Annotated in this window: 24 protein-coding genes; 8 read left to right on the top strand and 16 right to left on the bottom strand. The window is 70.6% G+C overall.

Translation table 11 applies throughout. The features are described 5' to 3' along the window. Window positions 1-313: 313 nt before the first annotated feature. Complete coding sequence (locus tag ACX25U_RS36220) at window positions 314-526, bottom strand: hypothetical protein (protein WP_454386343.1); 213 nt, start codon at window positions 524-526, stop codon at window positions 314-316. A gap of 1,177 nt (window positions 527-1,703) precedes the next feature. Here ACX25U_RS36220 and ACX25U_RS36215 point away from each other — a divergent pair. Beyond that, on the top strand, window positions 1,704-2,045 hold the full coding sequence (locus ACX25U_RS36215) for a hypothetical protein (RefSeq protein WP_454386341.1): 342 nt from the start codon (window positions 1,704-1,706) through the stop codon (window positions 2,043-2,045). Window positions 2,046-2,173: 128 nt separating this feature from the next. On the opposite strand, the gene ACX25U_RS36210 is transcribed toward ACX25U_RS36215, so the two are convergent. Beyond that, the gene (locus ACX25U_RS36210) at window positions 2,174-2,413 is read right to left on the bottom strand and encodes a hypothetical protein (protein ID WP_454386339.1); all 240 of its coding nucleotides are present in this window, start codon (window positions 2,411-2,413) and stop codon (window positions 2,174-2,176) included. A gap of 498 nt (window positions 2,414-2,911) precedes the next feature. After that, a complete protein-coding gene (locus ACX25U_RS36205; RefSeq protein ID WP_454386337.1) occupies window positions 2,912-3,388 on the bottom strand; it encodes a transcriptional regulator in 477 nt (158 codons plus the stop codon). Between the two features lie 220 nt (window positions 3,389-3,608). Between ACX25U_RS36205 and ACX25U_RS36200 the strand changes: the two genes are divergently transcribed. Together ACX25U_RS36200 and ACX25U_RS36195 are read left to right on the top strand one after the other, a co-directional pair. Beyond that, the gene (locus ACX25U_RS36200) at window positions 3,609-3,893 is read left to right on the top strand and encodes a helix-turn-helix domain-containing protein (RefSeq protein ID WP_454386335.1); all 285 of its coding nucleotides are present in this window, start codon (window positions 3,609-3,611) and stop codon (window positions 3,891-3,893) included. Between the two features lie 115 nt (window positions 3,894-4,008). Then, window positions 4,009-4,953, top strand: a complete 945-nt coding sequence (locus ACX25U_RS36195) for a BN159_2729 family protein (RefSeq protein ID WP_454386333.1) — start codon at window positions 4,009-4,011, stop codon at window positions 4,951-4,953. Between the two features lie 50 nt (window positions 4,954-5,003). On the opposite strand, the gene ACX25U_RS36190 is transcribed toward ACX25U_RS36195, so the two are convergent. Further along, window positions 5,004-5,654 carry a transcriptional regulator gene (locus ACX25U_RS36190; protein WP_454386332.1) on the bottom strand — a complete coding sequence of 217 codons (651 nt, stop codon included), beginning with the start codon at window positions 5,652-5,654 and terminating at the stop codon, window positions 5,004-5,006. 20 nt (window positions 5,655-5,674) lie between these two features. Between ACX25U_RS36190 and ACX25U_RS36185 the strand changes: the two genes are divergently transcribed. Further along, a complete protein-coding gene (locus ACX25U_RS36185) occupies window positions 5,675-6,673 on the top strand; it encodes a DUF1259 domain-containing protein (protein ID WP_454386331.1) in 999 nt (332 codons plus the stop codon). Beyond that, a complete protein-coding gene (locus tag ACX25U_RS36180) occupies window positions 6,673-7,878 on the top strand; it encodes a cytochrome P450 (protein WP_454386329.1) in 1,206 nt (401 codons plus the stop codon). The genes ACX25U_RS36185 and ACX25U_RS36180 overlap by 1 nt, the downstream gene beginning before the upstream one ends. Window positions 7,879-7,892: 14 nt before the next feature. On the opposite strand, the gene ACX25U_RS36175 is transcribed toward ACX25U_RS36180, so the two are convergent. The 9 genes from ACX25U_RS36175 to ACX25U_RS36135 all read right to left on the bottom strand — a co-directional run bounded on the left by ACX25U_RS36175 (window position 7,893) and on the right by ACX25U_RS36135 (window position 17,926). Then, on the bottom strand, window positions 7,893-8,657 hold the full coding sequence (locus tag ACX25U_RS36175; protein ID WP_454386327.1) for an ABC transporter ATP-binding protein: 765 nt from the start codon (window positions 8,655-8,657) through the stop codon (window positions 7,893-7,895). Continuing rightward, on the bottom strand, window positions 8,654-9,454 hold the full coding sequence (locus tag ACX25U_RS36170; RefSeq protein ID WP_454386325.1) for an ATP-binding cassette domain-containing protein: 801 nt from the start codon (window positions 9,452-9,454) through the stop codon (window positions 8,654-8,656). Before ACX25U_RS36170 ends, ACX25U_RS36175 begins: the two co-directional genes overlap by 4 nt. Continuing rightward, on the bottom strand, window positions 9,451-10,329 hold the full coding sequence (locus ACX25U_RS36165) for an ABC transporter permease (RefSeq protein ID WP_454386323.1): 879 nt from the start codon (window positions 10,327-10,329) through the stop codon (window positions 9,451-9,453). The genes ACX25U_RS36170 and ACX25U_RS36165 overlap by 4 nt, the downstream gene beginning before the upstream one ends. Further along, complete coding sequence (locus ACX25U_RS36160; RefSeq protein WP_454386321.1) at window positions 10,326-11,291, bottom strand: ABC transporter permease; 966 nt, start codon at window positions 11,289-11,291, stop codon at window positions 10,326-10,328. The genes ACX25U_RS36165 and ACX25U_RS36160 overlap by 4 nt, the downstream gene beginning before the upstream one ends. Continuing rightward, entirely contained in the window at window positions 11,291-12,811 is a 1,521-nt protein-coding gene (locus ACX25U_RS36155) for an ABC transporter substrate-binding protein (RefSeq protein WP_454386319.1), read from the bottom strand. The genes ACX25U_RS36160 and ACX25U_RS36155 overlap by 1 nt, the downstream gene beginning before the upstream one ends. Before the next feature lie 46 nt (window positions 12,812-12,857). Continuing rightward, window positions 12,858-13,586, bottom strand: a complete 729-nt coding sequence (locus ACX25U_RS36150) for a DUF1684 domain-containing protein (protein ID WP_454386317.1) — start codon at window positions 13,584-13,586, stop codon at window positions 12,858-12,860. A gap of 227 nt (window positions 13,587-13,813) precedes the next feature. Further along, window positions 13,814-15,241: a rifampin monooxygenase gene (gene rox / locus ACX25U_RS36145; RefSeq protein ID WP_454386315.1), complete on the bottom strand. Its 1,428-nt coding sequence runs from the start codon at window positions 15,239-15,241 to the stop codon at window positions 13,814-13,816. A gap of 739 nt (window positions 15,242-15,980) precedes the next feature. Then, on the bottom strand, window positions 15,981-16,874 hold the full coding sequence (rbsK, locus tag ACX25U_RS36140; RefSeq protein WP_454386313.1) for a ribokinase: 894 nt from the start codon (window positions 16,872-16,874) through the stop codon (window positions 15,981-15,983). After that, window positions 16,871-17,926 (bottom strand): LacI family DNA-binding transcriptional regulator, encoded by a 1,056-nt coding sequence (locus ACX25U_RS36135; RefSeq protein WP_454386311.1) that lies wholly within the window; start codon window positions 17,924-17,926, stop codon window positions 16,871-16,873. The genes rbsK and ACX25U_RS36135 overlap by 4 nt, the downstream gene beginning before the upstream one ends. Before the next feature lie 286 nt (window positions 17,927-18,212). On the opposite strand from ACX25U_RS36135, the gene uriH reads away from it, so the two are divergent. From uriH to ACX25U_RS36120, 3 genes are all read left to right on the top strand, one after another. Next, complete coding sequence (gene uriH / locus ACX25U_RS36130) at window positions 18,213-19,160, top strand: uridine-preferring nucleoside hydrolase UriH (RefSeq protein WP_454386309.1); 948 nt, start codon at window positions 18,213-18,215, stop codon at window positions 19,158-19,160. Continuing rightward, window positions 19,157-20,599, top strand: coding sequence for a uridine transporter UriT (gene uriT / locus ACX25U_RS36125; RefSeq protein ID WP_454386307.1), 1,443 nt, complete (start codon window positions 19,157-19,159; stop codon window positions 20,597-20,599). Before uriH ends, uriT begins: the two co-directional genes overlap by 4 nt. A 692-nt stretch (window positions 20,600-21,291) precedes the next feature. Beyond that, window positions 21,292-22,605 carry an IS701 family transposase gene (locus ACX25U_RS36120; protein ID WP_454386051.1) on the top strand — a complete coding sequence of 438 codons (1,314 nt, stop codon included), beginning with the start codon at window positions 21,292-21,294 and terminating at the stop codon, window positions 22,603-22,605. Between the two features lie 103 nt (window positions 22,606-22,708). On the opposite strand, the gene ACX25U_RS36115 is transcribed toward ACX25U_RS36120, so the two are convergent. The 3 genes from ACX25U_RS36115 to ACX25U_RS36105 all read right to left on the bottom strand — a co-directional run bounded on the left by ACX25U_RS36115 (window position 22,709) and on the right by ACX25U_RS36105 (window position 24,787). Then, window positions 22,709-23,368, bottom strand: coding sequence for a hypothetical protein (locus ACX25U_RS36115; RefSeq protein ID WP_454386305.1), 660 nt, complete (start codon window positions 23,366-23,368; stop codon window positions 22,709-22,711). 228 nt (window positions 23,369-23,596) lie between these two features. Beyond that, window positions 23,597-23,911 (bottom strand): hypothetical protein, encoded by a 315-nt coding sequence (locus ACX25U_RS36110; protein WP_454386303.1) that lies wholly within the window; start codon window positions 23,909-23,911, stop codon window positions 23,597-23,599. Between the two features lie 222 nt (window positions 23,912-24,133). Next, on the bottom strand, window positions 24,134-24,787 hold the full coding sequence (locus tag ACX25U_RS36105) for a hypothetical protein (protein WP_454386302.1): 654 nt from the start codon (window positions 24,785-24,787) through the stop codon (window positions 24,134-24,136). Window positions 24,788-24,919 lie beyond the last annotated feature (132 nt).

Here is a 24,919-nt window from a genome sequence, read left to right as displayed (position 1 = left end):
GGAAGCCGAGGGAGTGTGCCGTTCGGTCCCGGCAACGGCGCCTTGCGGTGGCCGAGTGGCCAGGAGGACAGAGCGCGGCGCCGAGCACCCCGGCGTGACCCGGCGGCCGTGCCCGCCGCGAACGGCATCCGGTCACCGGTCCTGGTGCTGCCGGCGAGCGCTTGCGCGGCAGCACCGCACGGTGCGCCACGGCAGGGGCTGACGCGTGGTCACGGACAAGAGGGAGGAAGGCAGGCACGCCCGTGGGGGACGCCCGGGGGTGGAGCGGGTGCAGGGCCAAGTCCGCCGACCTGGCCCCGCAGCGTCTCGCGTGTTACTGCCGGACGCTGATGACCTGAGCGGCCTCGGACTGGGCGACCGCGTACGGCGAGCACTGGTTCAGCGCGGCCGACTCGTTGTGCGCGTCCACGTGCGCGACCTTCTTCGTGATGCTGGTCATCTTGGTGAAGTTGAACGAGAACTTCCCCAGGGCCTCCCGCCCGGGCAGCAGTTCCGCGGTCTCGGCCTCAAGCTGGTCCATGTTCATTGAGGACACCTTTCATCCTTGGTGAAGGGTTGTTGAGCCAAACGAATGCCGGTCAGGCACGGCTGGAGATGTGTCGTTCAGCCGCCGTCCGGCCTCCTTTCGCACCCTGTCGGCGCGTGCCGGCCGGCAAAGAGTCAGCGGACTCCTCTGCCGGCCGCGCCACAGGGACTCCGGACGGCGGGAATCTGCCTCCAGCAGCCGGGTCATGCGGAAAACCCGCCTGCGACAGGCCAGATACGGCACAACCACCGGTGGGGGAACCAGCAGCCGCGGACCAATCCCGCCGTCCAAAGTCTCCGGACACTTCGTCCGGAGGTGCTGGACGGTAGCCGAAGCGGAGGGAGAAACGCAAACCACCTATATGCGACATGCGTTCACAAACGCACTGCCGTTCACTTCCGCATCACCACCGGGCCAACAGCGCCGGCCCTCCCTCCCCCGACGCATCGAACTCGCCCCGCGCCGCCCGGCCGGCCTGGTGGTGCCGGGCGACCACCTGCGTGCCGGGCTCGCCGTGAACGCCCTGACCACGGCCGAACCGTCCGCGGCACGTCCGTGAGGCAGTGCAGCAGCCGCACGCCGCGGAACACCCGGCCGACTCCGCGCAAGGCGATACAGGTGGCGTTCCGGCACGAGCCGGAGCGCAGTCGTTCGGCGACGGCCAACAACACCACCGACGACATGAGGCCGCCCCCGGCCACTGGCTCCCACCTCGGCCAACAGCCGCCTGCACCCTCATCCACTCCCGCCGGCCCCCCTGGGAAAATAACTCCGTAAAAGCCGGGGCGGATACATGACGGTTCATCACGCCCCGTGAGTAGCACAGCAACAGGCGGCGGGGCATGTGACCGGCCTTTACAACTCCGGTGAACACGGGGCATTCCGGAGCCGGTAATTCACCTGGGAGAGTCATTGATTTCAACTCCCGTGAACGATCCGGGCGGCCAATCCCGCCACGCCACGGAAATTCGTCTGGACGGGTGTTTCGGACGAGCGGGAATCCGCCGCTTCGCACGCGGCCGGCAAGACCGCTGAGCTGCCGATTTCGAATCCTGCCCGGTTGCCCTCGTCACGCTTGGCCGCACATCGGCTTCCGCGGTGGCTACGGAAATTCGCGGTAGCTTCGGATGCAGCGGCAGGAAACCGATCGAATTCCTGCCGTCCGAAAGGAGAGTACGTGAAGACCATTGCCAGGTCAGTGGCAGTCGCCCTGCTGACCGCCGGAGCCGTCGTGGTGCCTGCCTCAGCACAGGCCATCGCGGCCCCCCTCCACAGGCCGGCCTCCGCGACGTCGGCCGTCCACGCGTCCGACCGAGACCGCCACCACAGCCCCTACGACTACCGTCACGACGGTGACCTGCGACGACACCACTACGACGGCCGTGACTACTGGCGTCATGACAGCAACCGGCACCGGTACTGCGGCCAGCACGCCCGGTGGGACCGGGACTGGGACTGCGACCGCAACTGGCGCCACCACTCGCACCGCTGGGACTGCTACCCCTACGGGCGCCGCTAGTCCCCCACCATAAAACCCATGCCGCCCGCCGTCGTATCCACCGACGGCGGGCGGCACGTCTTTCACCCGAGGAAAGAACAAGCCGAAAACCCACGTCGCGGAGAGATCGCGCCGTCCGTAGCCGGTATTCAGCCGACGGTCAGTCTATAGACCGTCAAAACGGTTCCACCAATCGAAACACAGGAACCCGCCTGGTCCTTTCCCAAACTGTAAATGGCCCTGCTGACCGTCTGCAGTTCGGCCGCGCTGAGAACGGCAGCGGCAGCCTTGAAAAGATCGGCCAACGCTGCCTGGGATACGGGCTGGCGCTCGTGGCCGGGAAGCAGAATCACCGGCTCACCGGTACTGCCACGGACGACAGCGGTCACGGACGTTCCTCGTACGACGAGCACCTGCTGCTCCTCTCACCAGCGCGCCATTTCCAATCCGCCGATCCTGGCACGGCAGGAGGATATCCCTCACCCTCCCCCACAGCCGTGAACACGTTGACACCACTGGCCCCGGATCCGAAAAGATCTCACCGAACGCAAACAGGCCGGCGCGCGGCGCGCCCATCCAGCCGCCCGGTCCCCGTACGACGCATTCGGCCAGGGACCACAGCTCTGCCGCGCCCCTCCCGATGGGCAACCGGCTCACATCTCGCGCGCAGCGCCGGCACCGTGGCAACCCGACCCTGACCGAACCCGGCGGCATCCCACAACCGGGAACCGGCGCCGCCTGCCCCTGCCTTCTCACCGTGGGCGGCGGCGGCCAGGCCCAGAGGTGAGCGGGCGGACGATGCCCAGGCTGCGGCTCGTAGTGGACCTCGCCGATCCGCTCTGGCGGCTCCCCGAGCCGCTTCACCCAGCCCAGTGCTCCCCCTGTGGTCACCCCCGGGCCACGGCCTCACCGTCGTCGGCCGCGTCGATCTCCTCCTGGAGTCTGATCGCGTGGACGATGCTCCCGTTCAGTGTCCTGCGGATGATGGGATCGGTGATCCCCCACGCATTCATCGCCTCCTCCGGGGAGAGCGCTGCCGCCGTCGCCCTGCGGCCTGCCCCGTGGGGTTCGCGCTGTTCGGGAATCAGGCCGCTCTCCACCAGCATCACCCGATGATCAAGGTTGAAGACCGTCGCCCACCTCGCCAACTGCGAGGGCAGCGGCAGGGTTCTGCCCTCCAGCGTCCGGCTGATCGTGGTCAGGCTCAGACCGGTCACAGCCGCCAACTGCGCCCGGCCGCCCTTGCGCCGGCGCACGTCGTACCCGGCCGCGGTCGCCATCGCGGTCAGATACGCGGCGACCCGCCGCGCCTGAGCCTGCCGCCTCGCCCGACTCCCCTGGCCGGGATCCTCCATACTCCGCATGTCCGGAGAGTAGCGCGCACGCACGTAGTCCCACGCCAGTTGCATGCGTGCACCTGTGCAGGTCAACGCCCTAGATCAGCATTTACGCAGGCCACCGCACCGATCTCGTTCCTGTGTGCGAATCAAAATGCCCTTGCGCCACTCCATCCCGGCAACTTCCATACCTGCGTGCGTGTGAGTCAGCCGCACCGATGCACGTCGCTGAGGGGGTCTTCCGCCCATGCTCCGTCTCCACATGGCCACGCTCCTGGCCAAGGCCAGAGAACTCGGTGACGAAAGCGTCGCCGACATGGCCCGGCGCACCGGCATCAGCAGATCGACCCTGCACCGCCTCGCGGCCGGCACGAAACAGCCCAGCCTGGCCACCCTCTGGACCCTGCACGACGCCTACGGAGTCCGCCTCGACACCCTCGTCTACGACGACCCCCACACCCCACAGCACCACGCCCCAACCCGCCCCCGGCCACCAACCGCCCCCCTCCCGCGCCGGCACGGGCTCAGCTGACACCACCTCACACACCGGCCCGGACCCCCACCATGGGCACCACCGACGCCGCCGTCAGAACCCTCCAACGGCGCGCCCTCGACCCCCTCCGCAAGGCCTACACCGAGGTAGACACATGACCACCCCCCAGCACCCCACCGAACGAGACCCCATCCACACCGACGCCGACGCCGAGATCGAACACGAACTCACCCAACGCCTCGCCCAACTGGCCAGAACGTTCATCGCCGACCTCAAAGCACAAGGACACCTCGTCCAAACCGGCGGCACCCAAGCCTTCAAACGGCCGCAGGAACAGGACGAGGCCCAGGGCAACCCGCCCCGGACACCCCAAGCGGCCACCGGCATCACCGACGCCAGTGCCGGCCCGAAAGCCCCCGCTCCGCCCCTCTACGGCGCAATCCCCCCGCCTCCCACCGGCCCTGACACGCCCCAGCCGGCCCTCCTACCCGTCACCGAGCTGATCCCCACCATCAGACCAGCCGCCGCCCACAACACGAGCACCGACAACCGGGGCCAGGACACAGCCCACTCGGACCAGGCCGTGGACCACCGGGACGAAGCGCAGGCCCGGGTGACCGCCGTGGCAGCCCAACTCCAAGCCGCCAACGCCGGCCGTCTCGAACTCACCCACATCACCAGCGACCACGAACGCGTCAACGTACACATCCACGTCCTCGCCCCCAGCGACTGGGACTACTGGCTCACCGCCATCGGCGCGCCACCCAACGCGCCCATCCACCGCACCGGACAAGCCCAGACCGCCACCGGACACATCGGCAGCGTCGACGTCCAGCTCACCGCGCACAACATGCCCCACCCCCTCCACCAAGCCACACAAACCGCCGACGAAACGTTCCACCTGGCAGGCCGCACCTACGGCCCCACCCACGGCCAGACAGGGCGCTGCCACAGCCAACACCAGCAGGACAGCACCCCACTGCTCACCCCCAGCGACACCAGTAGCCCTCTCCGCCCATCCGCCACCGGCGTCCCCCTGCCCACCGCCGAAACACAGACCGCTCCAACCCCGAACCCGCACACCGAAAACACCCCATGAACAGCCACCCCCACCCGCCCATCCGGATGACCGCCGCGGGCCGACGTGATTCAGGCGGCGAAACCGATACTGGTGACGTACTCGTACTGGCCCCACTCCGAGCCGAGGTCCACCACCGCATCGCTGATCCAGGCGTCGTCCAGGGCCGCGTCGTCGTCCTTGGCCCAGGCCTCGATGATGCGGTCCCAGTGGCGGACGTTGAGCGTCCGGTACTGCAGTACGCGCTGGCGCGGTCGCGGGACTTGGGACTGGTTGAGCGGGTGGAACTCCACACGGGTGCCACGCCCCGCACGGTTCAGGCGGGCCAGCAGGTACCGGGCGATGTTGTGCCGGCGCACGGTCCGGTACGCGGTCTCGATCTTCTGCAGGTTCGCCTTCGAGGGGCCGCGCCTGCCTTCGAGCCATGCCGTGATGGTGCGGTCGGTGACCGTCAGGCCGGCCTCGCGCGCCGCCTGGCGGGCGCGGGCGCTGCGGGTGAGGTAGTGCAGCCGCGCGAGGAGGCCGCGCCGGGCGGTGATGGGGGTGGCGACGAAACCGGTGAGCGCATCGAGTTGGCGGGCTACGGCTTCGTGTCCCTTGATGCCGCGAGCTCCGTATCGCCTTGATCCACTCGGACCCTGGCGATGGGAAGGACCCGTTAGCCCACCTGGCTGGGCGCGACGGAGCGGGTCACGGGTCCGTGCGATCTTCCGTGATTCCATCGCGCCAGGAGGCACATGGTATGGCTGATCAACGACAGCACGAGACCCGTTTTCGATTCACCGCGTCCCGGCGCCGCGTACTGGCCGCGGCGGCCCTGGCGCCCGCGCTCACCGGGGTGCCGGCCGGTGCCCGCGCCCTGTCCACCGGGCCGGAAACCCGCGCTCTCGTCGAGCCGGTGATGACCAAACTGGCGGACTGGAAGGACGTGGGCAAGGCTCTCGGCCGGCCCGGTGACATGAGGCGGTTCATGTACCACACGGGCTTTCCGCGCCGAGACCTCACGGTCCACTCCCACGGCATCCGGATCCACCCCGCACTCGCCCTGGGCACGCACGTGTCCTTCGTCCGGTACGCCGATCACAGCACGTTCCTGATGGGCGACGCCGTGGTCACAGAGCGCGAACTGCAGCGCTTCATCGACATTCTGCAGGCGCGTGGGATCATGCAGACCGCCCTCCACAAGCACCTGCTCGCCCACGAGCCGGACATCTGGTGGGTTCATCTGCACGCCCACGGCCACGACCCCGTCGCCGTCGCCCGCGGTCTGCGTGCCGCGCTCGACTCCACCGGCACCCCACCCCCCGTACCCGTCACGTCCTCGCCGCGCGTCGACCTGGACACCGCCGCGATCGACGCCGCGATGGGCGTCAAGGGCTTCGCCGACGAGGATATCTACAAGTGCACCTATGTCCGCCGTGAGACCGTGATCGACGGCTCTGTGATCCTGCCTCCGGGGCTGGGCGCCACCAGCGCCGTCAACTTCCAGCCGCTCGGCGGCGGAAGGGCCGCGATCAGTGGTGACCTGGTGATGATCGCCAAGGAGGTCCAGCCCGCCCTCACGGCCCTGCGGCGCGGTGGCATCGAACTCGTCGAGCTGCACCACCACAACCTGACGGACGAACCGCGCCTGTTCTTCGTCCACTACTGGGCCGTCGGCGATGCCGTGAGGCTCGCACACGCCCTTCGCCGGGCCGTGGACACCACCAACGTCGTACCCATGCTCGGAGGAGCCAACTGATGGCCGGTGAGGACGAGGCGGTCAGATGTCCGTTCGACTTCAACGAAGCCCTGGAGTTCGACCCCGCGCTCGCGGACCTGATGCGCCGCGAGTCCCCCGCACGGATCCGGCTCCGCTACGGCGACGCCGACGCCTGGCTGGTCACCGGCTTCGACGCCGTCAAGCAGGTGACCACCGACCACCGGTTCAGCCGGGCGGGCATCATCGGCCACGACTACCCCCGGATGACGCCCGAGCCCATCGTGTCGCCCGAATCGATCAATGTGATGGACCCGCCGCACAGCAGCCGCGTCCGCCACCTGGCCTCGCAGGCCTTCACCCAGCAGCAGGTCGAGGGCATGCGGCACCGGATCGTCCGGCTCGCGGACCAGCTGCTGGACGAGATGGAGCAGGAGGGTCCGCCGGCGGACCTGGTCCGGCACCTGTCCGACCCGCTTCCCCAGCACACCGTGCTGGACCTCCTCGGCGTCGAACGGGAGGAATGGCCCCGCCTCCAGGAGTCCGTGCGCCAACTGCTCGTCGTGGGCGCGGACAACAAGAATGCCTCCGCGAGCGCCAAGGCCGATCTGACGGCCTACTTCGCCAAACTCGTCGAACAGCGCCGGAACTCACCCGGCGTGGACCTCATCAGCGCGATGGCCGCGGCGCGGGACGGTGAGGAACAGCTCGACGACAGGGAACTGGCGGTCATGGCGCTCACGCTGGCGCTCAGCGGCCAGGACACGGCGACCTGCGAGATCAGCGACATCGTGTACCTGCTCCTGACCCGCCCCGAGCTGATGGAGCGCCTCAGGAGCCGGCCCGGGACGCTGACCGACGTCCTGCACGAGTTGCTCCGCCACATCCCGTTCCGCAAGGGAGTGGGAATTCCCCGGGTGGCTCTCGAGGACGTGGAACTGGCCGGTGTACGGATCCCGGCGGGCGACTTCGTCCATGTGTCGTACCTGACCGCCAACCGTGACCCGGAGCGCTACTCGGACCCGCACGCCATCGACCCCGACCGGCCGAACCGCCCGCACATGACGTTCGGCTGGGGCGGGCACCGCTGCATTGCGATGCCCTTGGCCATGGCGGAGCTCGAAGTGGCCGTCGGGCGGCTCGTGGAGCGCTTTCCCGGGCTGCGGCTCGCGGTGCCGCCGGAGGAGTTGCGGTGGGACACGGAGACGATCAGGCGGTTCCCCCTGGAGCTGCCGGTGGCCTGGTAGGCGCTGCCGGCGGTTCAGGCCGGCAGCCGCGGCACGCTGTCGATCAGACGGCGGGTGTACGGATGCGCGGGCCGGCCCAGTACCTGGGCGGTGTCGCCGTGTTCGACCACACGGCCGCGTTCCAGGACGGCGGTGCGCTCGCACAGGGATGCCACGACCGACAGGTCGTGGGAGACCATCACGAGCGTCAGCCCCTGCTCCTGCTTGAGCTCGGCCAGCAGGTCGACCACCTTCACCCGGGTGGTGACGTCGAGCGCGCTGACGGGTTCGTCGGCCAGCAGGACCCGCGGTGAGCAGACGGTGGCGCGGGCGATGGCGATCCGCTGGCGCTGTCCGCCGGAGAACTCGTGCGGATAGCGTTCCGCCGCATCGGCCGGCAGGCCGACCCGCTCCAGGGCCGCGGCCACCTTCGGTCCGGCCGTGGCGCGGCGGTCGATGCCGAGGGAGAGCAGCGGTTCCGCCACGGTGGCGCCCACGCGGCGGCGCGGGTCGAGCGAGGAGTAGGGGTCCTGGAAGACGCACTGGACGCTGCGCCGGAAACGGCGCATCTGCTCCCGGTCCCGCGGGGACAGCTCCGCGCCGTCGAAGCGGACCCGGCCGGCAGTGGGGCGGGCGAGGCCCAGCAGCAGCCGCAGCAGCGTGGTCTTGCCCGCTCCCGACTCGCCGACCAGGGCGAGACTGTGTCCGGCCTCGACCGCGAGGGAGACGTCCTCGACCACGTTGTGCGTGCTGCCCCGGTAGCGCAGCGCGACGTCGGACAGTTCCAGTACGGGGGTCATCGCGCGCTCCTCAGGTCCAGGGCGGACTGAAGTCGCCGGGCACTGGCCACGAGGGCCTTGGTGTACTCCTCGCGGGGTGCGCCGACGATGGTGTGGACCGCGCCTTCCTCCACGGCCCGCCCGTCCTTCAGCACCAGGGCGCGGTCGGTCACCTTGGCCACCACGGCGAGGTCGTGGCTGACGAACAGCACGGCCATCTCGCGCTCACGGACCAGCGTGTCGATGAGTTCGAGCATCTCGGCCTGCACGGACACGTCCAGGGCGGTGGTCGGCTCGTCCGCGATGAGCAGTTTCGGTTCGCAGGCCAGGGCCATGGCGAGGGCCACGCGCTGGCGCTGCCCGCCGGAGATCTCGTGCGGGAACGCGCGGGCGATGCGCTCGGAGTCGGGCAGCCGTACCTGTGCGAGCGCGTGGGCCACGGCGCGCCGCAGGTCCTTGCCCTTGAGGCCCGTGCGCCTGCCGAGGGGTTCGGCGATCTGGCGGCCCACGCGCATCAGCGGGTCGAGCGCGGTGAGCGGCTCCTGGAAGACGACGGCCGCGTCCCGGCCGCGGACGGTGGTGAGCCGCTTCTCGGGGGCGCCGATGATCTGGGTGCCCGCGAGCTCGACGCTGCCGGTGGCAGTCATGCCGTCGGGCAGCAGGCCGAGCACGGCGAGCGTGGTCAGGGACTTGCCGGAGCCGGACTCGCCGATGAGGCCGAGGCGTTCGCCGCCGGCCACGGTGAAGGACACGTCGTCGACCAGGGTGCGGCCGTCGCTGGTGCGGACGGTCAGCCCGCGGACGTCGAGGAGGGTCATGCGCGCCTGCCGCGGGTGGCCGGGTCGAGGGTGTCGCGCAGGCCGTCGGCGATGAGGTTGACACCGATGACGAGCAGGACGAGGAGGATGCCGGGGGCGAGCGCGCCCGCCGGGGCGGTGGTGAAGGTGGCCTGGGCCTCCTGGAGCATCCGGCCCCACGAGGCGTTCGGCGGGGGCGCGCCGAGCCCCAGGTAGGACAGTCCGGCCTCGGCCAGTACGGCGAGCCCGAACTGGAGGGCGAGGTTGACCACGAGGGTGGGCCAGATGTTGGGCAGCACGTGGCCGACCACGGTCCGGGGCCAGGAGGTGCCGGAGGTGCGGGCGGCGGTGATGTAGTCCTGCGCCAGCACCCGCTTGACGAGGACGCGCACCAGCCGGGCGACGACCGCGCTCTGCGCCAGGCCGATCGCGAGGACGGCCGAGCCGAGGGTCGCCGAGCGGGCGGCGACGATGAGCATCGCGAGCAGCAGCGTCGGGAAGGCGATCAGGATGTCGAGGAACGCCGCGAGCGTGTCGTCGAGCCAGCCCTGGGCGAACGCGGCGAGCACGCCGAGGGTGACGCCGATCGCGGCGGCGATGAGCACCGACCCCAGGCCCGCCTCGACGGCGATCCGCGAGCCGGTCATCACCTGGGTGAACAGGTCGCGCCCGAGTTTGTCGGTGCCCAGCAGATGTCCGTCCCCGGGGCCGGCCAGCCGTCCGCCGGAGGTGTCGTCGGCGGGGTAGGGCAGCCAGAACAGGGAGACCAGCGCGAGCAGCGCGATGAGGCCGGCCAGGACGCAGCCGGTGACGAGGGTGGCGGAGCGCCGGGACCGGCGTCCGCTCGCCGGCGTCTTCTCCGGCCGGACGGGCCCGAGCACGTCTGCCCGGTTCATCGGGCACCTCCCGAGAGTCGGCCACGCAGCCGCGGGTCGATGATCCGCTGGGCCAGGTCGGCGACGAAGCCGATGAGCAGCACGGCCAGGGTGGAGACGAACAGCACGCCCTGGACGACCGGGTAGTCGTGCTGGGCGATGCCGGTGGCGAGCAGGGAGCCGAGGCCCGGCAGCGCGTACACCGACTCCACGACGACCGCGCCGAGCAGCGTCGAGGCCAGTTCGATGCCGAGAATGGAGATGACCGGTACGGAGGCGTTGCGCAGGCCGTGCCGCCACATCGCCCGCCCGAACGAGGCCCCCAGGGCGCGGGCGGTGCGCAGGTAGTCGCTGCCGAGGACGTCGAGGGTGGCGGAGCGGACGTAGCGGATCAGGGACGCGCTCATCACCAGGGCGATGGTGACGACCGGCAGGACGAGTGCGCGGATCGCCTCGGCCGGCTCCGACCAGCCGTCCGGAGGGAAGCCGCCGGCCGGGAGCCAGCCGGCGTTCAGCGCGAAGACGGCGATGAGGATCATGCCGAGCCAGAACACCGGGACGGCGATGCCCAGTTGGGACACGCCGCTGAGCAGCGCGCCGTACCAGGTGTGCCGTTTGTGTGCGGCAACGAACCCGGCGGGTACGGCGATGAGGGCGGCGAGGACGAACGCGGCGAGCGTCAGCGGCACGGTGACGTTCAGCCGGGAGGTGACCTCGGGTCCGACGGGCAGCGAGCTGATGAAGGAGGTGCCCAGGTCACCGCTCGCCAGCTGCCCGAGCCAGTGGGTGAACTGCTCGGGCAGCGGCTTGTCCGATCCGATGGACTGCCGTGCCGCGGCGATCTGTTCCGGGCTCGCGCCCACCGCGGTGAGCGCGTTGGCCGGGTCGCCGGGCAGCATGCGCAGCAGGACGAACAGGACCACGCTCGCCAGGGCCAGCGACACCAGGAGGAAGGCGAGGCGGCGCAGGAGATAGCGGGCCATCAGCCCTTCTTCTTGATGTCGTAGGCGTGGAACTGCGAGTTGAGTCCGTTGACGGGGTAGCCGGACAGCTTGCTGCTCGCGACGACGATCTGCGGGTAGAGGTAGAGCCAGTCACTGGCCGCGTCCTCGGCGGTCTTGCGGTTCACCTTCTTCAGCAGTTCGGTCTGCTCGGCGGTGGTGGAGGCCTCTTCGGCCTGCTGGACCCACTGCGTGACCTGCTTGTCGTCGTAGCCCCAGTAGAAGTCGGGGTTGCCGTACCAGACCAGGTCGCGGTCGTTGACGTGCTCCTGGAGCGTGGCCGTGAAGTCGTGGTTCTTGTAGACCTTCGTGTACCACTCGTCCGGCGTGATCGTGTTGATCTTCACGTTGACGCCGACCTTGGCGAGCTGGGACTTGATGAAGGTCGCGGCGGTGGGGTGCGGGTCGTAGTTCGGGGTGTCGAGGGTGAAGCTGAAGCCCTTGTCGTAGCCGGCCTCGGCGAGCAGCTTCTTGGCGCGGGCCGGGTCGTAGGCGTTGACCTTGGTGAGGTCCTCGTACCAGGGGTCGGAGGGCGGCACCATCGAGCCGATGAGCTTGCCGTATTCGCCCCAGACGGACTGCAGCAGCTTCTTGTCGTCGATGGCGGCGGAGACGGCCTGGCGCACCTTGACGTCGGTGAAGGGCTTGGCCTTGTCGTTGAAGGCGAGCAGCAGCTTGGTGGTGGAGTTGCCGTCGGTGACCTTGTAGTCGGGGTTGTTCTTGAACTGGTCGAGGGCGTCGGGCGACTGCTCGCTGGTGACCACGTCGACGGCGCTGGTCAGCAGCGCGTTGTTCAGCGCGGTCGCGTCCTTGTAGTAGTGGAAGACGACCCGCTTGTTGGCGGCGGCGTCGCCCCAGTAGCCGGGGAACCGGTCCAGGCTGAGGGCGGAGCCGCGGGTCCACTTGCCCAGCGTGTAGGGGCCGGTGCCGTCCTCGGTCGTCTTCAGGTTCTTGGCCTGGGAGTTGATGATCCAGACGTAGGAGAGGTTGTAGACGAAGGAGATCGACTTCTTCGACAGCGTGACCTCGACCGTCCGCGCGTCGGGAGTGGCGATGTCCTTGATGACCTCGAGGTTGCTCTTGCGGGCGGACTGGGAGTCGTCCGCGATGACCTTCTCCAGGCTGTACTTGACGTCCTGGCTGGTCAGCTCCTTGCCGCTGTGGAACTTCACGCCGTCGCGCAGGGTGAAGGTGTAGGTGAGCCCGTCGTCGCCGACCTTGTAGTCCTCGGCGAGCAGCTTCTCGACCTTGCCGTCGTCGGTGAGCTTGAACAGCCCTTCGTAGACGTTGCCGTTGAGGGCCTCGGTCACGCCCTGGCCGCCGCCGGCGGTGTTGTCGAGGTTCTGCGGCTCGTAGAGGGAGCCGATGTTGACGGTGGCGTTCTTGTCCCAGGCGCCGCCCGAGGCGCTGCCGCCCGAGCCGGAGCCGCCGCAGGCGGTGAGGGTCAGGGCGAGGGCGGCCGCGGTGGCGGTGCCGTACAGGAACGTCTTGTTGATGCTCATGGGTGAGGGGCTCTCTCGTGCTGCGGTGCGGGAAGCGGTGGGGTGATCAGTGCTGTGCGGGGAAGCCGCCGCGGAAGACGGGGAGCTTCTCGCCGGCCTCGATGGGCAGGTGGAAGCGGTTCTGCCGCGGCGGCATCGGACAGTTGTACTGGTCGGAGAATCCGCAGGGCGGCACGAAGGCGCGGTTGAAGTCGAGCAGGACGCGGTGGTCGTCCCCGGTGCGCCGGACGAAGAGGAAGCGGCCGGCTCCGTAGGTGGTGTCACCGTTGGTGGGGTCGCCGAAGACGAGCAGCAGGGAGCCGTCGTCGTCGAAGGCGCTGAGGGTGTAGGCGCGGCCGTCGACGGTGAGGCGTATGTCGCCGGGGACGACGAGGTCACGGGTGCCGCCGTTGTCCCGGATGTGCTCGAAGGGGACCCGCCGGGCGCCGGGCACGGGCGTGTAGGTGGCCTCGAGCACCCAGGACGGGTCGTAGGGGAAGACGTCGACCCGGTCGAAGTGGCGGACTGCGGGCGAGTCGGCGTCCCAGAACCGCAGGCCGTGCTCGGGCTCGCCGGTGACGAGGTCGGTGCGCTGGAGCGTGGTCGCGGTCACCGTGTGCGGCCGGTCGGCGCGGGCGGCTTCGGTGTCGGGGCGCTCACCGGCCGGCAACCAGCGGGTCTCGACGAGGGCGAGGTTCCCGGTCGGCGAGGTGAGGGCCCGATGACGCTCCGCGCGCCAGGCCTGCCACTCCCCCGCCGGAGCGGCGGCGGGCTGATCGGAGACGGAGGGGGACATGTCAGGGCTCATTCACGCAGCGTTCGTCGGTATCACGCCGCAGATGTCACGCCGCGTGAATAGATGGCCAAAGCATCACCTTTATCTGTCATAAGAGTCTCTAATGTCAAAGAAATCCCAGCTCAGGTGGCCTTTCTCACAGTGCGTGCGCGGCCGGCTCCGATGTTCGGCCCACCGGCGTGGTGGGTGAGCCCGGCCCGGTCCCCCTTCGCGCCCCGACCGCATGATCAGCCGGCGGCGGCGCCGAACCACTTCGGCAGCCGGCTGAGCAGATCCTGCTGATCTTCACCGGCCCAGGCCACGTGGCCGTCCGGTCGCAGCAGCACCGCGGGCACGTCCAGTTCCTCGCTGACGTCGACGACGTGGTCGACCCGGTCCGTCCAACCCGCCACCGAGAGCCGGCCGGTCTGGTCGAGCAGCAGCCCGCGGCCGCCGTGCATCAGCTCGTAGAGGCGCCCCTGCTTCAGCGCCACGTCCCGCAGCCGCCGGCCGAGCAGTTCGTGGCCCTCGCCGAAGTCGTAGCGGACCCCGACCGCGGTGATCATCCCGGTCACGTACCGGTTCACCTCCTCGAAGTCCATCAGCTTCGAGAACAGCTCCCGCAGCGCGGTCGCGCCCGGATCGGTTCCCAGCAGCGTGATCTGCGCGCGGGTGTTGTCCAGCACACGGGCGCCCACCGGGTGCCGTTCGGCGTGGTAGCTGTCCAGCAGCCCCTCCGGCGCCCAGCCGCCCACCGCGGCGGCCAGTTTCCAGCCGAGGTTGAACGCGTCCTGGATACCGAGGTTGAGCCCCTGTCCGCCGGTCGGCGGGTGGATGTGCGCCGCGTCGCCGGCCAGCAGGACCCGGCCGACCCGGTAGCGCTCGGCCTGCCGGGTGGCGTCGCCGAACCGGGAGAGCCAGCGCGGCGAGTGCGCGCCGAAGTCGGTACCCGCGAAGGCCCGCAGCTGCTGCTTGAACTCCTCGAGGGTCGGCGGGACCGTGCGGTCCTCGGCCACCCCTTCGGCGGGCACGACGAGGCGGTACACCCCGTCCCCGAGGGGGATGGCGCCGAACCGCAGCTGGGTCTTGCGGACTTCCTCGACGACGGCGGCGACCGTCGCCGGATCCTCGGTCACCCCCATCTCACCCAGCAGTGTCTCGACCTTGGCGGGCTCGCCGGGGAAACCGACGCCGAGCCGCCTGCGCACCGTGCTGCGGCCGCCGTCACAGCCGACGAGGTAGCGCGAGCGCAGGTGCGTGCCGTCCGCCGACTCGACGGTCACCCCGTCCTCGTCCTGGCTCAGCCCGACCACTTCGCAGCCGCGCCGGATCTCGGCACCGAGTTCGAGGGCACGCTCGTTGAGCAGCCGCTCGGTGACCGGCTGCGGGGTGGCGAGGCCGTACTGGTGAGCCGTGTCCAACCGGTCCGGCCACGGCTTGGCGATGCCGCCGAAGAGACCACCGACCTGGAACTTCTCACTGACCGCCAGGAACCGGTCCAGCAGGCCGCGCTGGTCCATCATCTCGACGCTGCGCGCGTGCAGGCCCTGCCCGCGGGACTGCTCGGTCGGCTCGGTCAGCTTCTCCAGCACCACCACGTGCACGCCGTGCAGCCGCAACTCGCCGGCCAGCATCAAGCCGGTCGGTCCGCCGCCCACTACGATCACGTCGATCATCACAACCCCCGTTTGTTTCCGCAGGTTCTGGCTTCGGCCGGTGATTCTGCGGCACGACCGGGGTCTTGCCGCAAGCCCCCGGTGCGCTATATGTTGAAAGTGGCAAGGAGTGGGTGACCTCCTTGCCTTTGCCTTTTGCCGTCCGCTGCGGACGAACCACCTCCTCGCGAAGAGCACCACGGCCGGACCGGTTCCGGATCGCGGTCGCCCGGCGGACGCTCGGCCTTCGGCCGCACCAAAGTCCCGTGCGGGATGGGCAATCGCTCCTCCGCGTGCTTCGGCCGGGGGCCGCGCTGGGTGAGCCGGGGATGCATCCGGTCCCAGGCCATCGCCCCGACCGTGCCGGCGGGGCCGGCCGCCCTTCGGCTCGTGCGGCAACGGCACAGTGCCGCCGCCGGGAGCGAATCCCCCCATTCCGAGGGGACCCAAACGCCGCCGACCCCGCCGTGCGGGCCCGTCAGGCAGCATCCGTGCTGCCTGACGGGTGTGGCGAGCACGGCCGGGCCGACCGGTGCGAACCCGGTGCCGGGCCCGCTGCTGCGGCGATACGACTTTCCGGGCGATCCGGTGCACTGGCTGCGGGTGCCGGAACGGCTCACGCCGATACCCGGGGCCGGCGCCGGCCGGCCAGGCGGGGCGGCAGCCGACGGGGCGGGGCGGCAGCCGACGGGGCGGGGCGGCAGCCGACGGGACAGGGCGGCAGCCGACGGGACAGGGCGGCAGCCGACGGGGCGGGGCCTCAGCGCTGGAGGAATGCCTCTACCTCGTCGTGGCGGGGCAGCGACGGCTGGGCACCGGCGCGGGTGGTGCTGAGTGCCGCTGCGGCGCAGGCCCAGCGGGCGGCCTGTTCCAGGGTGCGGCCCTCGGCCAGTCCGACGGCGAGCGCGCCGCAGAAGCAGTCACCGGCCGCCGTGGTGTCCACCGGCTCGACCGTGAAGGCCGGGATGTGCAGTCGCGAGGTGCCCTCCAGGAGCAGCACGCCGTCCCCGCCGAGGGTGACGATGACCGCGCCCGCGCCTCTCAGTTTCCCCGCGGCGGCGGCGACCTCGTCGATCGTCCTCGGCTCCGGGGTGCCGGCGAGGGCCGCCAGTTCGGTGCGGTTGGGGACCAGCACGTCGACGTGGCGGGGCGGAAGGGCTCCGGTGACGGCGGGGGCGGGGTTGTACACGACGATGCCCCCGGCCAGCTCGGCGGCGGCATGGTTGGCCTCGTCGGGGACTTCCTGCTGGAGGACGGTGACCTCGGCGCGGCTCAGCACGTCGGCGGCGCTCCGGCAGTCGGCCGCGGTGAGACGGGAGTTGGCGCCGGGGCTGACGATGATGGAGTTCTCGCCCGACGGGTTGACGGCGATCAGCGCGCGCCCGGTGGGCACCCCTGGGGTACGGACCAGGTGCGCGGTGTTCACGCCCTCGGCGCGCACCGCCGCGGCCATCACGTCGGCCGCGTCGTCCTCACCGACCCGGCCGATCATGGCGACCTGTCCGCCGAGCCGGGCCGCCGCGACCGCCTGGTTGGCCCCCTTGCCGCCGGGGTGCTCGGCGATGTCCCCACCGAGCACGGTCTCGCCCGGCACCGGATGCCGGGGAACGGGGGTGACGAGATCCAGATTGAGGCTTCCGACGACTGCGATCACTGGTGTTCCTCTGAAGTTCTGCTGCTGGGGATGGTGGTCCTGGGCATGGCGGCGCGGGCAGTGCTGGAGGCGCGTACGACGAGTCCGGGTGCGAGGCGGACGGACCGCTGTGTCTCCGCGCCGCTGCCGGCGAGCCGCTGGTCGAGGAGCCGGAGCGCCTCCGCCGCCACCTCGGCGGCCGGCTGGCGGACCGTGGTCAGGGTCGGTTCGGCGAGGCTCGCCATGGGGATGTCGTCGAACCCGGTGACGGCGACCTCACCGGGTACGTCCACTCCGAGTTGTCCGAGACGCTGCACCGCACCGACCGCGATGAGGTCGTTGGCGCAGACGATGGCGTCCGGCCGGGCGGGCCAGATCCGATCCACCGCGGCCCGCCCCCACTCCACGGAGAAGTCGCCGAGTTCGACGCGGCCGGGAGCCTGCGGGTCCAGGGCGGCGACCCCGGCCTCGTAGGCCATGCGCCGCTCGACGGCTGTCGAGGCGGTTCCGGCGGCACCCAGGAAGCAGAAACGGCGGCGTCCCGTGCCGGCCAGGTGGTCCAGGACGAGGGCCACGCCGGCGGCGTTGTCGACGGCCACCGAGTCGGCGATCCCGGGACCGCAGGAGCGATCCAGCAGCACCAGCGGCACCCGGGACGCCGCGAGCGCGACGGCGTCTCGGCTGCGTCTCTCGTCGACGGGGATGACCAGCAGCGCGTCCACCTGCCGGTCCAGCAGGGCGGTGATCCGGTTCGCCTCGGTCACCGGGTCGTCGTCGCAGTCGGCGAGCAGCAGAGCGCGGCCCCCGGCGTGCAGGGCGTGCTCGACCTCCCGTACGAGGGAGGGGAAGAAGGGGTTCATGATCTGCGGCAGCACCAGGCCGATGGTGCCGGTGGAGCGGCTGCGCAGGGCACGGGCGACCTGGTTGGGCCGGTAGCCGAGGCTTTCGGCCGCGGCCTTTACGCGGCGCGCGGTCTCGACGCCCACCGGGCGGGTACCGGTCAGCACCCGGGACACCGTGGCGACGGAGCAGCCCGATACGCGGGCCACGTCCCGCAAGGTCACCTCGCTCACCGTACTCCGGCTCCCTTCCGTCGGTCGATTCCCCGGTGGAAACACGCCTCCAGCGTGGGCGTCGGAGAACGTTATCACTCGGCTCCCCGCCTCTGATCTGTGTGATGGAGAACAAAGATGTAGCGACCATTGACATCTGGACAGGGAATGGGTGAACGTTCGGGAGAACGTTTGCCCAAACGTTTCCCCAGGCGCCGAACCCACTCGGCGCCCCTCCGGCCGCGGTCGCCCGTGGCGCCCCCGGAGATCGGTTTCACCACAGTTCAGCGAGCAAAGGGGCTCTCCGTTGGCCAGAAAGATCATCCTCGACTGCGACCCCGGCCATGACGACGCCATCGCCATGCTTCTGGCACACGGCAACCCCGATGTCGAACTGGTCGCCGTCACGACCGTGGTCGGGAACCAGACGCTGGAGAAGGTGACCCGCAACGCCCTGTCCGTGGCGCGCATCGCCGGGATCACCGGAGTGCCGTTCGCCGCGGGTTGCCCCAGGCCGCTGGTCCGCCCGATCGAGACGGCGCCGGACATCCACGGCGAATCGGGTCTCGACGGCCCCGTGCTGCCCGAGCCGACCCTGGAGCTGGACCGCCGGCACGCGGTCGATCTGATCATCGACACGGTCATGTCGCACGAGCCGGGCGAGATCACGATCGTGCCGACCGCCGGTCTGACCAACATCGCCATGGCGGTCCGCAAGGAACCGCGGATCGCTTCCCGCGTCCGCGAGGTCGTCCTGATGGGCGGCGGCTACCACGAGGGCAACTGGAGCGCGGTCGCCGAGTTCAACATCAAGATCGACCCCGAGGCCGCCCACATCGTCTTCAACGAGAGCTGGCCGGTCACCATGGTCGGTCTCGACCTGACGCACCAGGCGCTCGCGACGCCCGCCGTCGTCGAGAAGATCGCCGCCGTCGGCACCGGGCCCGCCAAGTTCGTCCTGGAGCTGCTGGACTTCTTCGGCGCGATGTACGAGCAGGCGCAGGGCTTCGAGTTCCCGCCCGTGCACGACCCGTGCGCGGTCGCGTACGTCATCGACCCGGAGGTCATGACGGTGCGCAAGGCCCCCGTGGACATCGAGCTCACCGGCACCCTGACCCTGGGCATGACGGTGGCGGACTTCCGGGCGCCCGCCCCGGACGACTGCCACACCCAGGTCGCGGTGAAGCTGGACCACGAGCGGTTCTGGAACCTCGTCGTGGACGCCCTCGAGCGGATCGGTGACGTCGAGGCATGACCGCTCCCAGCTTTCCCACGACCGACAAACCGCCCTGCCCGGCGCCGGGGTCCCCGGTCCGGGTCGGTGTGCTGCTGACCGCGCTGCTCGCCGCGTGCGTGGCCTTCCAGCTCAACGCCAGCATGCTCAGCCCGGCACTGAAGAGCATGGAGGGCGCCCTCAACGCCACCTCCGCCGAGATCGGGCTCACCCAGACCGCGTTCTTCACCTCGGCGGCCCTGTTCTCGCTCTTCCTGCCACGGCTGGGCGATGTCATCGGCCGCCGCAAGGTCCTCACCGGAATGCTGGCCCTGATGGCCGTCGGATGCGTCATCGCCGCGTTCGCGCACAACGTGCCGGTCCTGTTCACCGGCCGCGTCCTCCAGGGCGTGAGCGGTCCGGTCGTCCCGCTGTGCCTGATCATGCTGCGCCAGGAGGTGACCGAGCCCAAGCTCTACGGCACCCTGCTCGGTGTGATCACCGCCTTCAACGGCGGAGTCGCCGGCGTCGACGCCCTCGCGGGCGGCTACCTCGCCGACCACCACGGCTTCCAGTCGGTCTTCTGGACGATGGCCGTCGTCGCGGCCGTCGCCACGGTGATGGTCGCCCTGATGACCTCCGAGTCCAAGGCGCCCGTCGCCGGCCGCATGGACTGGCCCGGCGTCGTCCTCCTCGTCGTCTCGGTCGGTTCGCTGCTCATCGCGCTGAACGAGGCCGGAAAGCTCGCCGCGGCCAACTGGCCGCTCGTCGCCGTCCTCGTCGTCGTGGCCGCGGCCTCCTTCGCCCTGTTCTGGCGCACCGAGGGCCGCAGCGGGCATCCGCTGGTCGCCACGCACCATCTGAGGCAGCGCTCGACCTGGGCGCTCCTGCTGACCACGGTGCTCACCATGACGGGCGTGTTCGCCATCATGAACGGGCTGATCCCGGCGTTCGCCGAGGACGCGCAGGCCGGACTGGGCATGTCCGCCCAGCAGTCCGCGTGGTGGACCCTCACGCCGTACGCCCTCGCCGGGCTGGCCATGGGCCCGCTCGCGGGCCGGCTGTCCGCCACCTTCGGGTACGGACGGATCCTGCGGCTCGGCCTGGTCGGGGCCGTGGGGACCGTCGTCCTGTTGATCCTCACGCTGGACAGCCATTCGCGCGCCCTGCTGCTGACGGCGTCCATCCTGGTGGGGATCGCCTATGCGGGGATCGGGAACATCGTGCTCAACGGGCTCGGCATCGTGCTGTCCCCGCGCGAGAACCCCGGGTTCCTGCCCGGTCTGAACGCGGGTGCGTTCAACCTCGGCGCCGGTCTGAGCTTCGCGGCACTGTACGCGGTCAAGACCGCGGTGGCGCCCGCGGACCCGGCGTCGACCGGCGGCTACACCACCGCCATGGTCACCGGTGCCGTCATCATGGCCCTCGCCGTCGCGACGTCGTTCCTCATCCCCAAGCCGGTGGCTGCGGAAGCACGTTGAGCACGCCCTGTCCCGCCGGAAGGTCAGTTCCGGCGGGACAGGGAAGAGGTGCGCCGGTCAGTACGGTACCGAGCGCGACGGCTTCCGGGGTCGGAGCACACGCGACGGCTGTGACGCCGAGGTCCCGATCGGCGCCACGGACGGCCCCGGCGCTCAACCGGCCGTCAAAGTCCGCTGCGTTGCCGCCGACCGCCCTCGGTGGCCGCTGCGGCCACGACGGTCCGGCGGAGGGTTCGTGAGCGTGTGCTGCTGTGACGTGGACCGTCTGCGATTCGTGGGGCCGGCTGACCATCGCCCTTCCGGCCACGGTCACGGTCGGCACAGTCTCGTTCCCGTCCGCGACCGAGCGGACGAACGCCGCTGCCTCGGGGGCTCTCCAGATGTGCACCCCGGTGTACCGCGGCCGCGTGAAGCGCAGTCGCAGACGCAGCTTCATATGGAGGGCTGAGCCCGCAGGTCGACTGCGAGGACGTCCGGGATGAGGTCCTGCCCTTGCCTCCGCGCCTGCTGCAGGAGGGAGTCGATGCGTCGGCTGCCGATTAGCGGTGGTCCGTTGTGATCGGGCGCTTGCCGCAGTGTGATGGGAAGAGGAGTTCGCTGCGGCAGGTGAGGGAATCATGGTTACCGATCGGCTTTCGGTGGCTGCGGCGCCGGGTCCGTTGGAGGGGTACCTGGCCTTGTTCGATCCGTTGTTGGTTTCGCGTGCTCAACGGGCTGCCATCAGGGACTACACGGCCGGTCTGCTGCGTCCGAGCGAGCGGAACAAGACCTTGACGGCGCTGGCGGAGACCGAGCCCGGGGTCGGCTCCAAGCACCGCGAGGAGCAGCGGCTGCAGTGGTTCCTGTCGGAGTCGCACTGGGATCACGAGGCGATCAACGACCGCCGGATCGAGCTGCTGATGGCGGACCCGAGAACGGCTGCACATGGTGACGGGGTGCTGGTGATCGACGATTCGGGGGACCGGAAGTCCGGGCATGCCACCGAGTACGTGGCCCGGCAGTACATCGGCTCGCGCGGCAAGGTCGAGGAGGGGATCGTGGCGGTCACCACCTGCTGGGCCGATGAGAAGGTGTACTGGCCGGTGCACACCGTGCCCTACCAGCCGGCCGCGCGGCTGCCGGGCGGGAAGAAGGACCCGGGGTTTCGGACCAAGAGCCGGATCGCCACGGAGCTGGTCCACCGGGCACGGGACGCCGGGATCCGCTTTCGCGCGGTGGTCGCCGACGCGGACTACGGACCCAGCCGCGGCCCGGTCGTGGTCGACAACCTGGACCACACCGCAGTGCCCTTCGTCGTGGCCTTCAGTCCCACCACGCAGATCCACCGCGACGACGGTCCACCGCTCACCCCGGCCCGGGCAGCGGCCGAAGTGCCGTTCAGTTCGCCCTCCAGGCCCGGCCGCTGGCACCGGATCACCCGGCACCTGCGCGACGGACGCACCGAGGAGTGGTGGGCCGCCGACGTCGTCTGCGGCCCCTATGGCCCCGACCGTGCCCGGCGCATGATCGTGGCCACCGTCGATCCGAAGACCCTGCCCAGGACAAGCACCCGCTATCTGGCCACGAACCTGCCCCGCCGCCCTCGGCGCGGATCGTATCCGCCGGCCACCCCGGCGGAGGTCCTGCGGCTCTACAGCCTGCGCAACTGGGTCGAACAGGAATACAAGCAGGTGAAACGCGAACTGGGCTGGGCCGACTTCCAAGTGCGTTCCGCAGAGGCCATCCAGCGCCACTGGACCCTGGTGAAGCTGGCGTTCACGTTCTGCTGGTGCAACGACAACGACAAGTCCCGAGGGCCTGTCCAGCCGTCCGGCGCCGATCCGGACGGACCACGACCTGACACCTGGCCACAGCGGCTGCGCCGGATCCGGTCCTGGCTCGTCCCGTTCCACGACCTGCTCCGGATCATCCGATCCGGAGCCCTCGCCCGCGTCCCACACGAGATCGACCAGCTCACCGCCGGCCTGGCCGGCGGCTGCGGCATCAACCTCTACCTACCGCCGTAACCGCCGACCCGATCACAACGGACCACCGTTAGGCGGGCAAGGCGCGGCGTACGCGGAGCGGGCCCGCCCCCTGGCGTGCGGGGGCGGGGCCGGGCGGGGGCGGTCAGTCGTCTTCGGCCTCGGGTGATTCGGCGCGGGCGGTGCGGTCGGCGCAGCTGCCGCACTCTCCGTCGTAGCCTTCGCCGTCGGCCGTGGACTCGCCGCAGTCTTCGTTGCAGCACAGGTCATCCAGGACCGCGGTCGCGACGGCTTCGGCGAGGGTGGGCAGGTCGTTGCCGTCGAACTCGGCGCACGGGTTGTCCCACCGCTCGTGCTGGAGCTGGAGGGTGTTCTCCACCACGGAGAGGGTGTAGGTGCCGGTGCCGCGGGTCTTGTTCTCCAGGTAGCCGGTGACCGCGTACGTTCCGGCGGTGGCGGTCCAGTGGTCGCCGAGGATGCGGGCGGCGACGCGGGCGATGTCGGAGATGTGGAAGTCGGCGTCGGGAAGCGAGTCGTCGACGAGGGTGTCGCCGACCTTGTCGAGCTTCGCGGCGGCCGGGACCAGGTCGAGTCCGGTGATGGTCAGGCGGCCGACCGTCAGGTGCGCGTCGTCGAGCTCGATGGTGTTCGCGCCCTCCAGCGCCAGTTCGTTCCGGGCCGCGGCCTCGGTGGGGGCGGTGACGTAGACGGTGATCAGGCCGGGGACGAGGAGCGCGTACGTGGAGCTGGGGGCTTCTTCGTCCGGGCCGGGGCCGGTCGGGGCGTGCTGGGCGTGGGTGGTCATGGGTGGCCCCCTGGTGTGTGCGGTGCTGGGTGGGTGTGCCGGCGCGGGGCGCGGCGGGCCACACGGTCGGGGGCTCGGGCGTTAGGGCGGCAAGGGACGGACGGCGCGCTGGGTGCCGGGGGCGGCTGCTCGGTGCGGGGGGACGGGCACCGTGGGGACCGGGCGGGGACATGCCGTCGGCCCCGTGCCGGGACGGGCGTCCGGGCACGGGGCCGTGGGAGGGGCCGCTCAGCTGTCGTTCTCGGCGTAGAACATGCAGTCGTTCGGGATGCGGGTGATGAGCTGCCGGGTGACGTCGGGGGCGGGGACCTTGATCTTGCTGGACGCGCGGGCGCGGTGGTCGCGGCGCAGGAAGTCGGTGGAGCTCTCGTCGAGGAGGACGTCCAGGCGGGTGACGCGGCTGCTGGGGTTGGTCTGGGTGGTGCCGGTGAGCCCGTTCAGGGAGGCGGGCGTGATGTTGACCAGTCGGACGCGGCGGCCGGGCTTGATGTCCTCCGGCGTGGGGGCGGGGGTGAGGGGGATCTCTTCGACGGTCACGGTCATGGGGGCAGTTCGCCTTCCGGTTGAAGGACCGCAGCCCCCGAGGGTGGGGGCGCGGCTGGTGGCGTGAGCGTGCGGGGGTGGGGGGTTAGCCGGGCAAGGCGCGGTGTGGGCGTACGCGGAACGGCCCCCGGGCCGGGACGGGGTGTCCCGGCCCGGGGGCCGTGGCGGGGTGTGGCGGGGGTGGTCAGCGGCGGCTGGTGGCGCGGGTTCCGGCGCGGCCGGTCAGGCCGCTGGGCCGGCGGGGACGTAGAGCAGCGGCAGTCCGGCGGGCACGGAGTACAGGCCGGGGGTGAGGGTGACGAAGCCGAGGTCGTCGGTTGTCGGGGTGCGGGCGGTGAAGGGGCGGGAGGCGAATTCGCCGCGCCCGACGACAGTTGCCTGCGAGTCGCGGGCGGCGGCCTCCAGGCTGCGGAGTGTGGCGGTGGGGAAGGTGCCGACGACGCGGTCTCCGTGGCGAAGGTGCCCGGCGCGGGCGATGCGTACGGCGGTGGGGTCGATGCCGGGAGCCAGCGGGCGCGGGTGGTTGCTGACGATGACGGGGTAGAAGGTCACGGGCTGCGCGTGGGGTGGGGGGATGAATTCGCCGCCGGTGGGGGTTTCGCCGTGCCGTGTCCAGTCGGCGGCGGTCAGGGCGTCGCGGGAGGTCTGCATGAGGCGGGTCCACATGCTGCGCCGGGGGTCGTGCTGCGGGAGCGGTGGGGGACAGTCTTCGTTGCCGTTGACGACGGGGACGATGAGGATGTGGCGGGGGGAGCGTGTTGCCGGGCGGATCCTCACCCCGGTGCCGGTGCTGTCGGCGTCGAGGACGGTGAGGCCGGCGGCGGTGAGGAGGGTGGCGGCGCAGCGGTGGAAGGCGGTCGGGGCAGGTGTGGGCACGGGTGCGCTCCGGGAGGGTGTAGGCGGTGCGACGTGGCTGAAGGTTGCGCTGAGGGCGGGTGAGAGCGGCAAGCAGGCCGTCCGCGGGGGAGGGCTGCTTCCGGCAGGACGCGGACGGCCAGGGGGTGACGA

The organism is Streptomyces sp. JNUCC 63, from assembly GCF_054366325.1.
Note: the sequence above shows the minus strand (reverse complement) of the source record. Positions and strands in the feature narration are given on the sequence as shown.

Coding starts and splice junctions, on each gene's coding strand:
- ACX25U_RS36220 (WP_454386343.1), bottom strand. CDS start 526: ATGAACATGGACCAGCTTGAGGCCGAGACCGCGGAACTGCTGCCCGGG.
- ACX25U_RS36205 (WP_454386337.1), bottom strand. CDS start 3,388: ATGCGGAGTATGGAGGATCCCGGCCAGGGGAGTCGGGCGAGGCGGCAG.
- ACX25U_RS36200 (WP_454386335.1), top strand. CDS start 3,609: ATGCTCCGTCTCCACATGGCCACGCTCCTGGCCAAGGCCAGAGAACTC.
- ACX25U_RS36195 (WP_454386333.1), top strand. CDS start 4,009: ATGACCACCCCCCAGCACCCCACCGAACGAGACCCCATCCACACCGAC.
- ACX25U_RS36190 (WP_454386332.1), bottom strand. CDS start 5,654: ATGGAATCACGGAAGATCGCACGGACCCGTGACCCGCTCCGTCGCGCC.
- ACX25U_RS36185 (WP_454386331.1), top strand. CDS start 5,675: ATGGCTGATCAACGACAGCACGAGACCCGTTTTCGATTCACCGCGTCC.
- ACX25U_RS36180 (WP_454386329.1), top strand. CDS start 6,673: ATGGCCGGTGAGGACGAGGCGGTCAGATGTCCGTTCGACTTCAACGAA.
- ACX25U_RS36175 (WP_454386327.1), bottom strand. CDS start 8,657: ATGACCCCCGTACTGGAACTGTCCGACGTCGCGCTGCGCTACCGGGGC.
- ACX25U_RS36170 (WP_454386325.1), bottom strand. CDS start 9,454: ATGACCCTCCTCGACGTCCGCGGGCTGACCGTCCGCACCAGCGACGGC.
- ACX25U_RS36165 (WP_454386323.1), bottom strand. CDS start 10,329: ATGAACCGGGCAGACGTGCTCGGGCCCGTCCGGCCGGAGAAGACGCCG.
- ACX25U_RS36160 (WP_454386321.1), bottom strand. CDS start 11,291: ATGGCCCGCTATCTCCTGCGCCGCCTCGCCTTCCTCCTGGTGTCGCTG.
- ACX25U_RS36155 (WP_454386319.1), bottom strand. CDS start 12,811: ATGAGCATCAACAAGACGTTCCTGTACGGCACCGCCACCGCGGCCGCC.
- ACX25U_RS36150 (WP_454386317.1), bottom strand. CDS start 13,586: ATGTCCCCCTCCGTCTCCGATCAGCCCGCCGCCGCTCCGGCGGGGGAG.
- rox (WP_454386315.1), bottom strand. CDS start 15,241: ATGATCGACGTGATCGTAGTGGGCGGCGGACCGACCGGCTTGATGCTG.
- uriT (WP_454386307.1), top strand. CDS start 19,157: ATGACCGCTCCCAGCTTTCCCACGACCGACAAACCGCCCTGCCCGGCG.
- ACX25U_RS36115 (WP_454386305.1), bottom strand. CDS start 23,368: ATGACCACCCACGCCCAGCACGCCCCGACCGGCCCCGGCCCGGACGAA.
- ACX25U_RS36110 (WP_454386303.1), bottom strand. CDS start 23,911: ATGACCGTGACCGTCGAAGAGATCCCCCTCACCCCCGCCCCCACGCCG.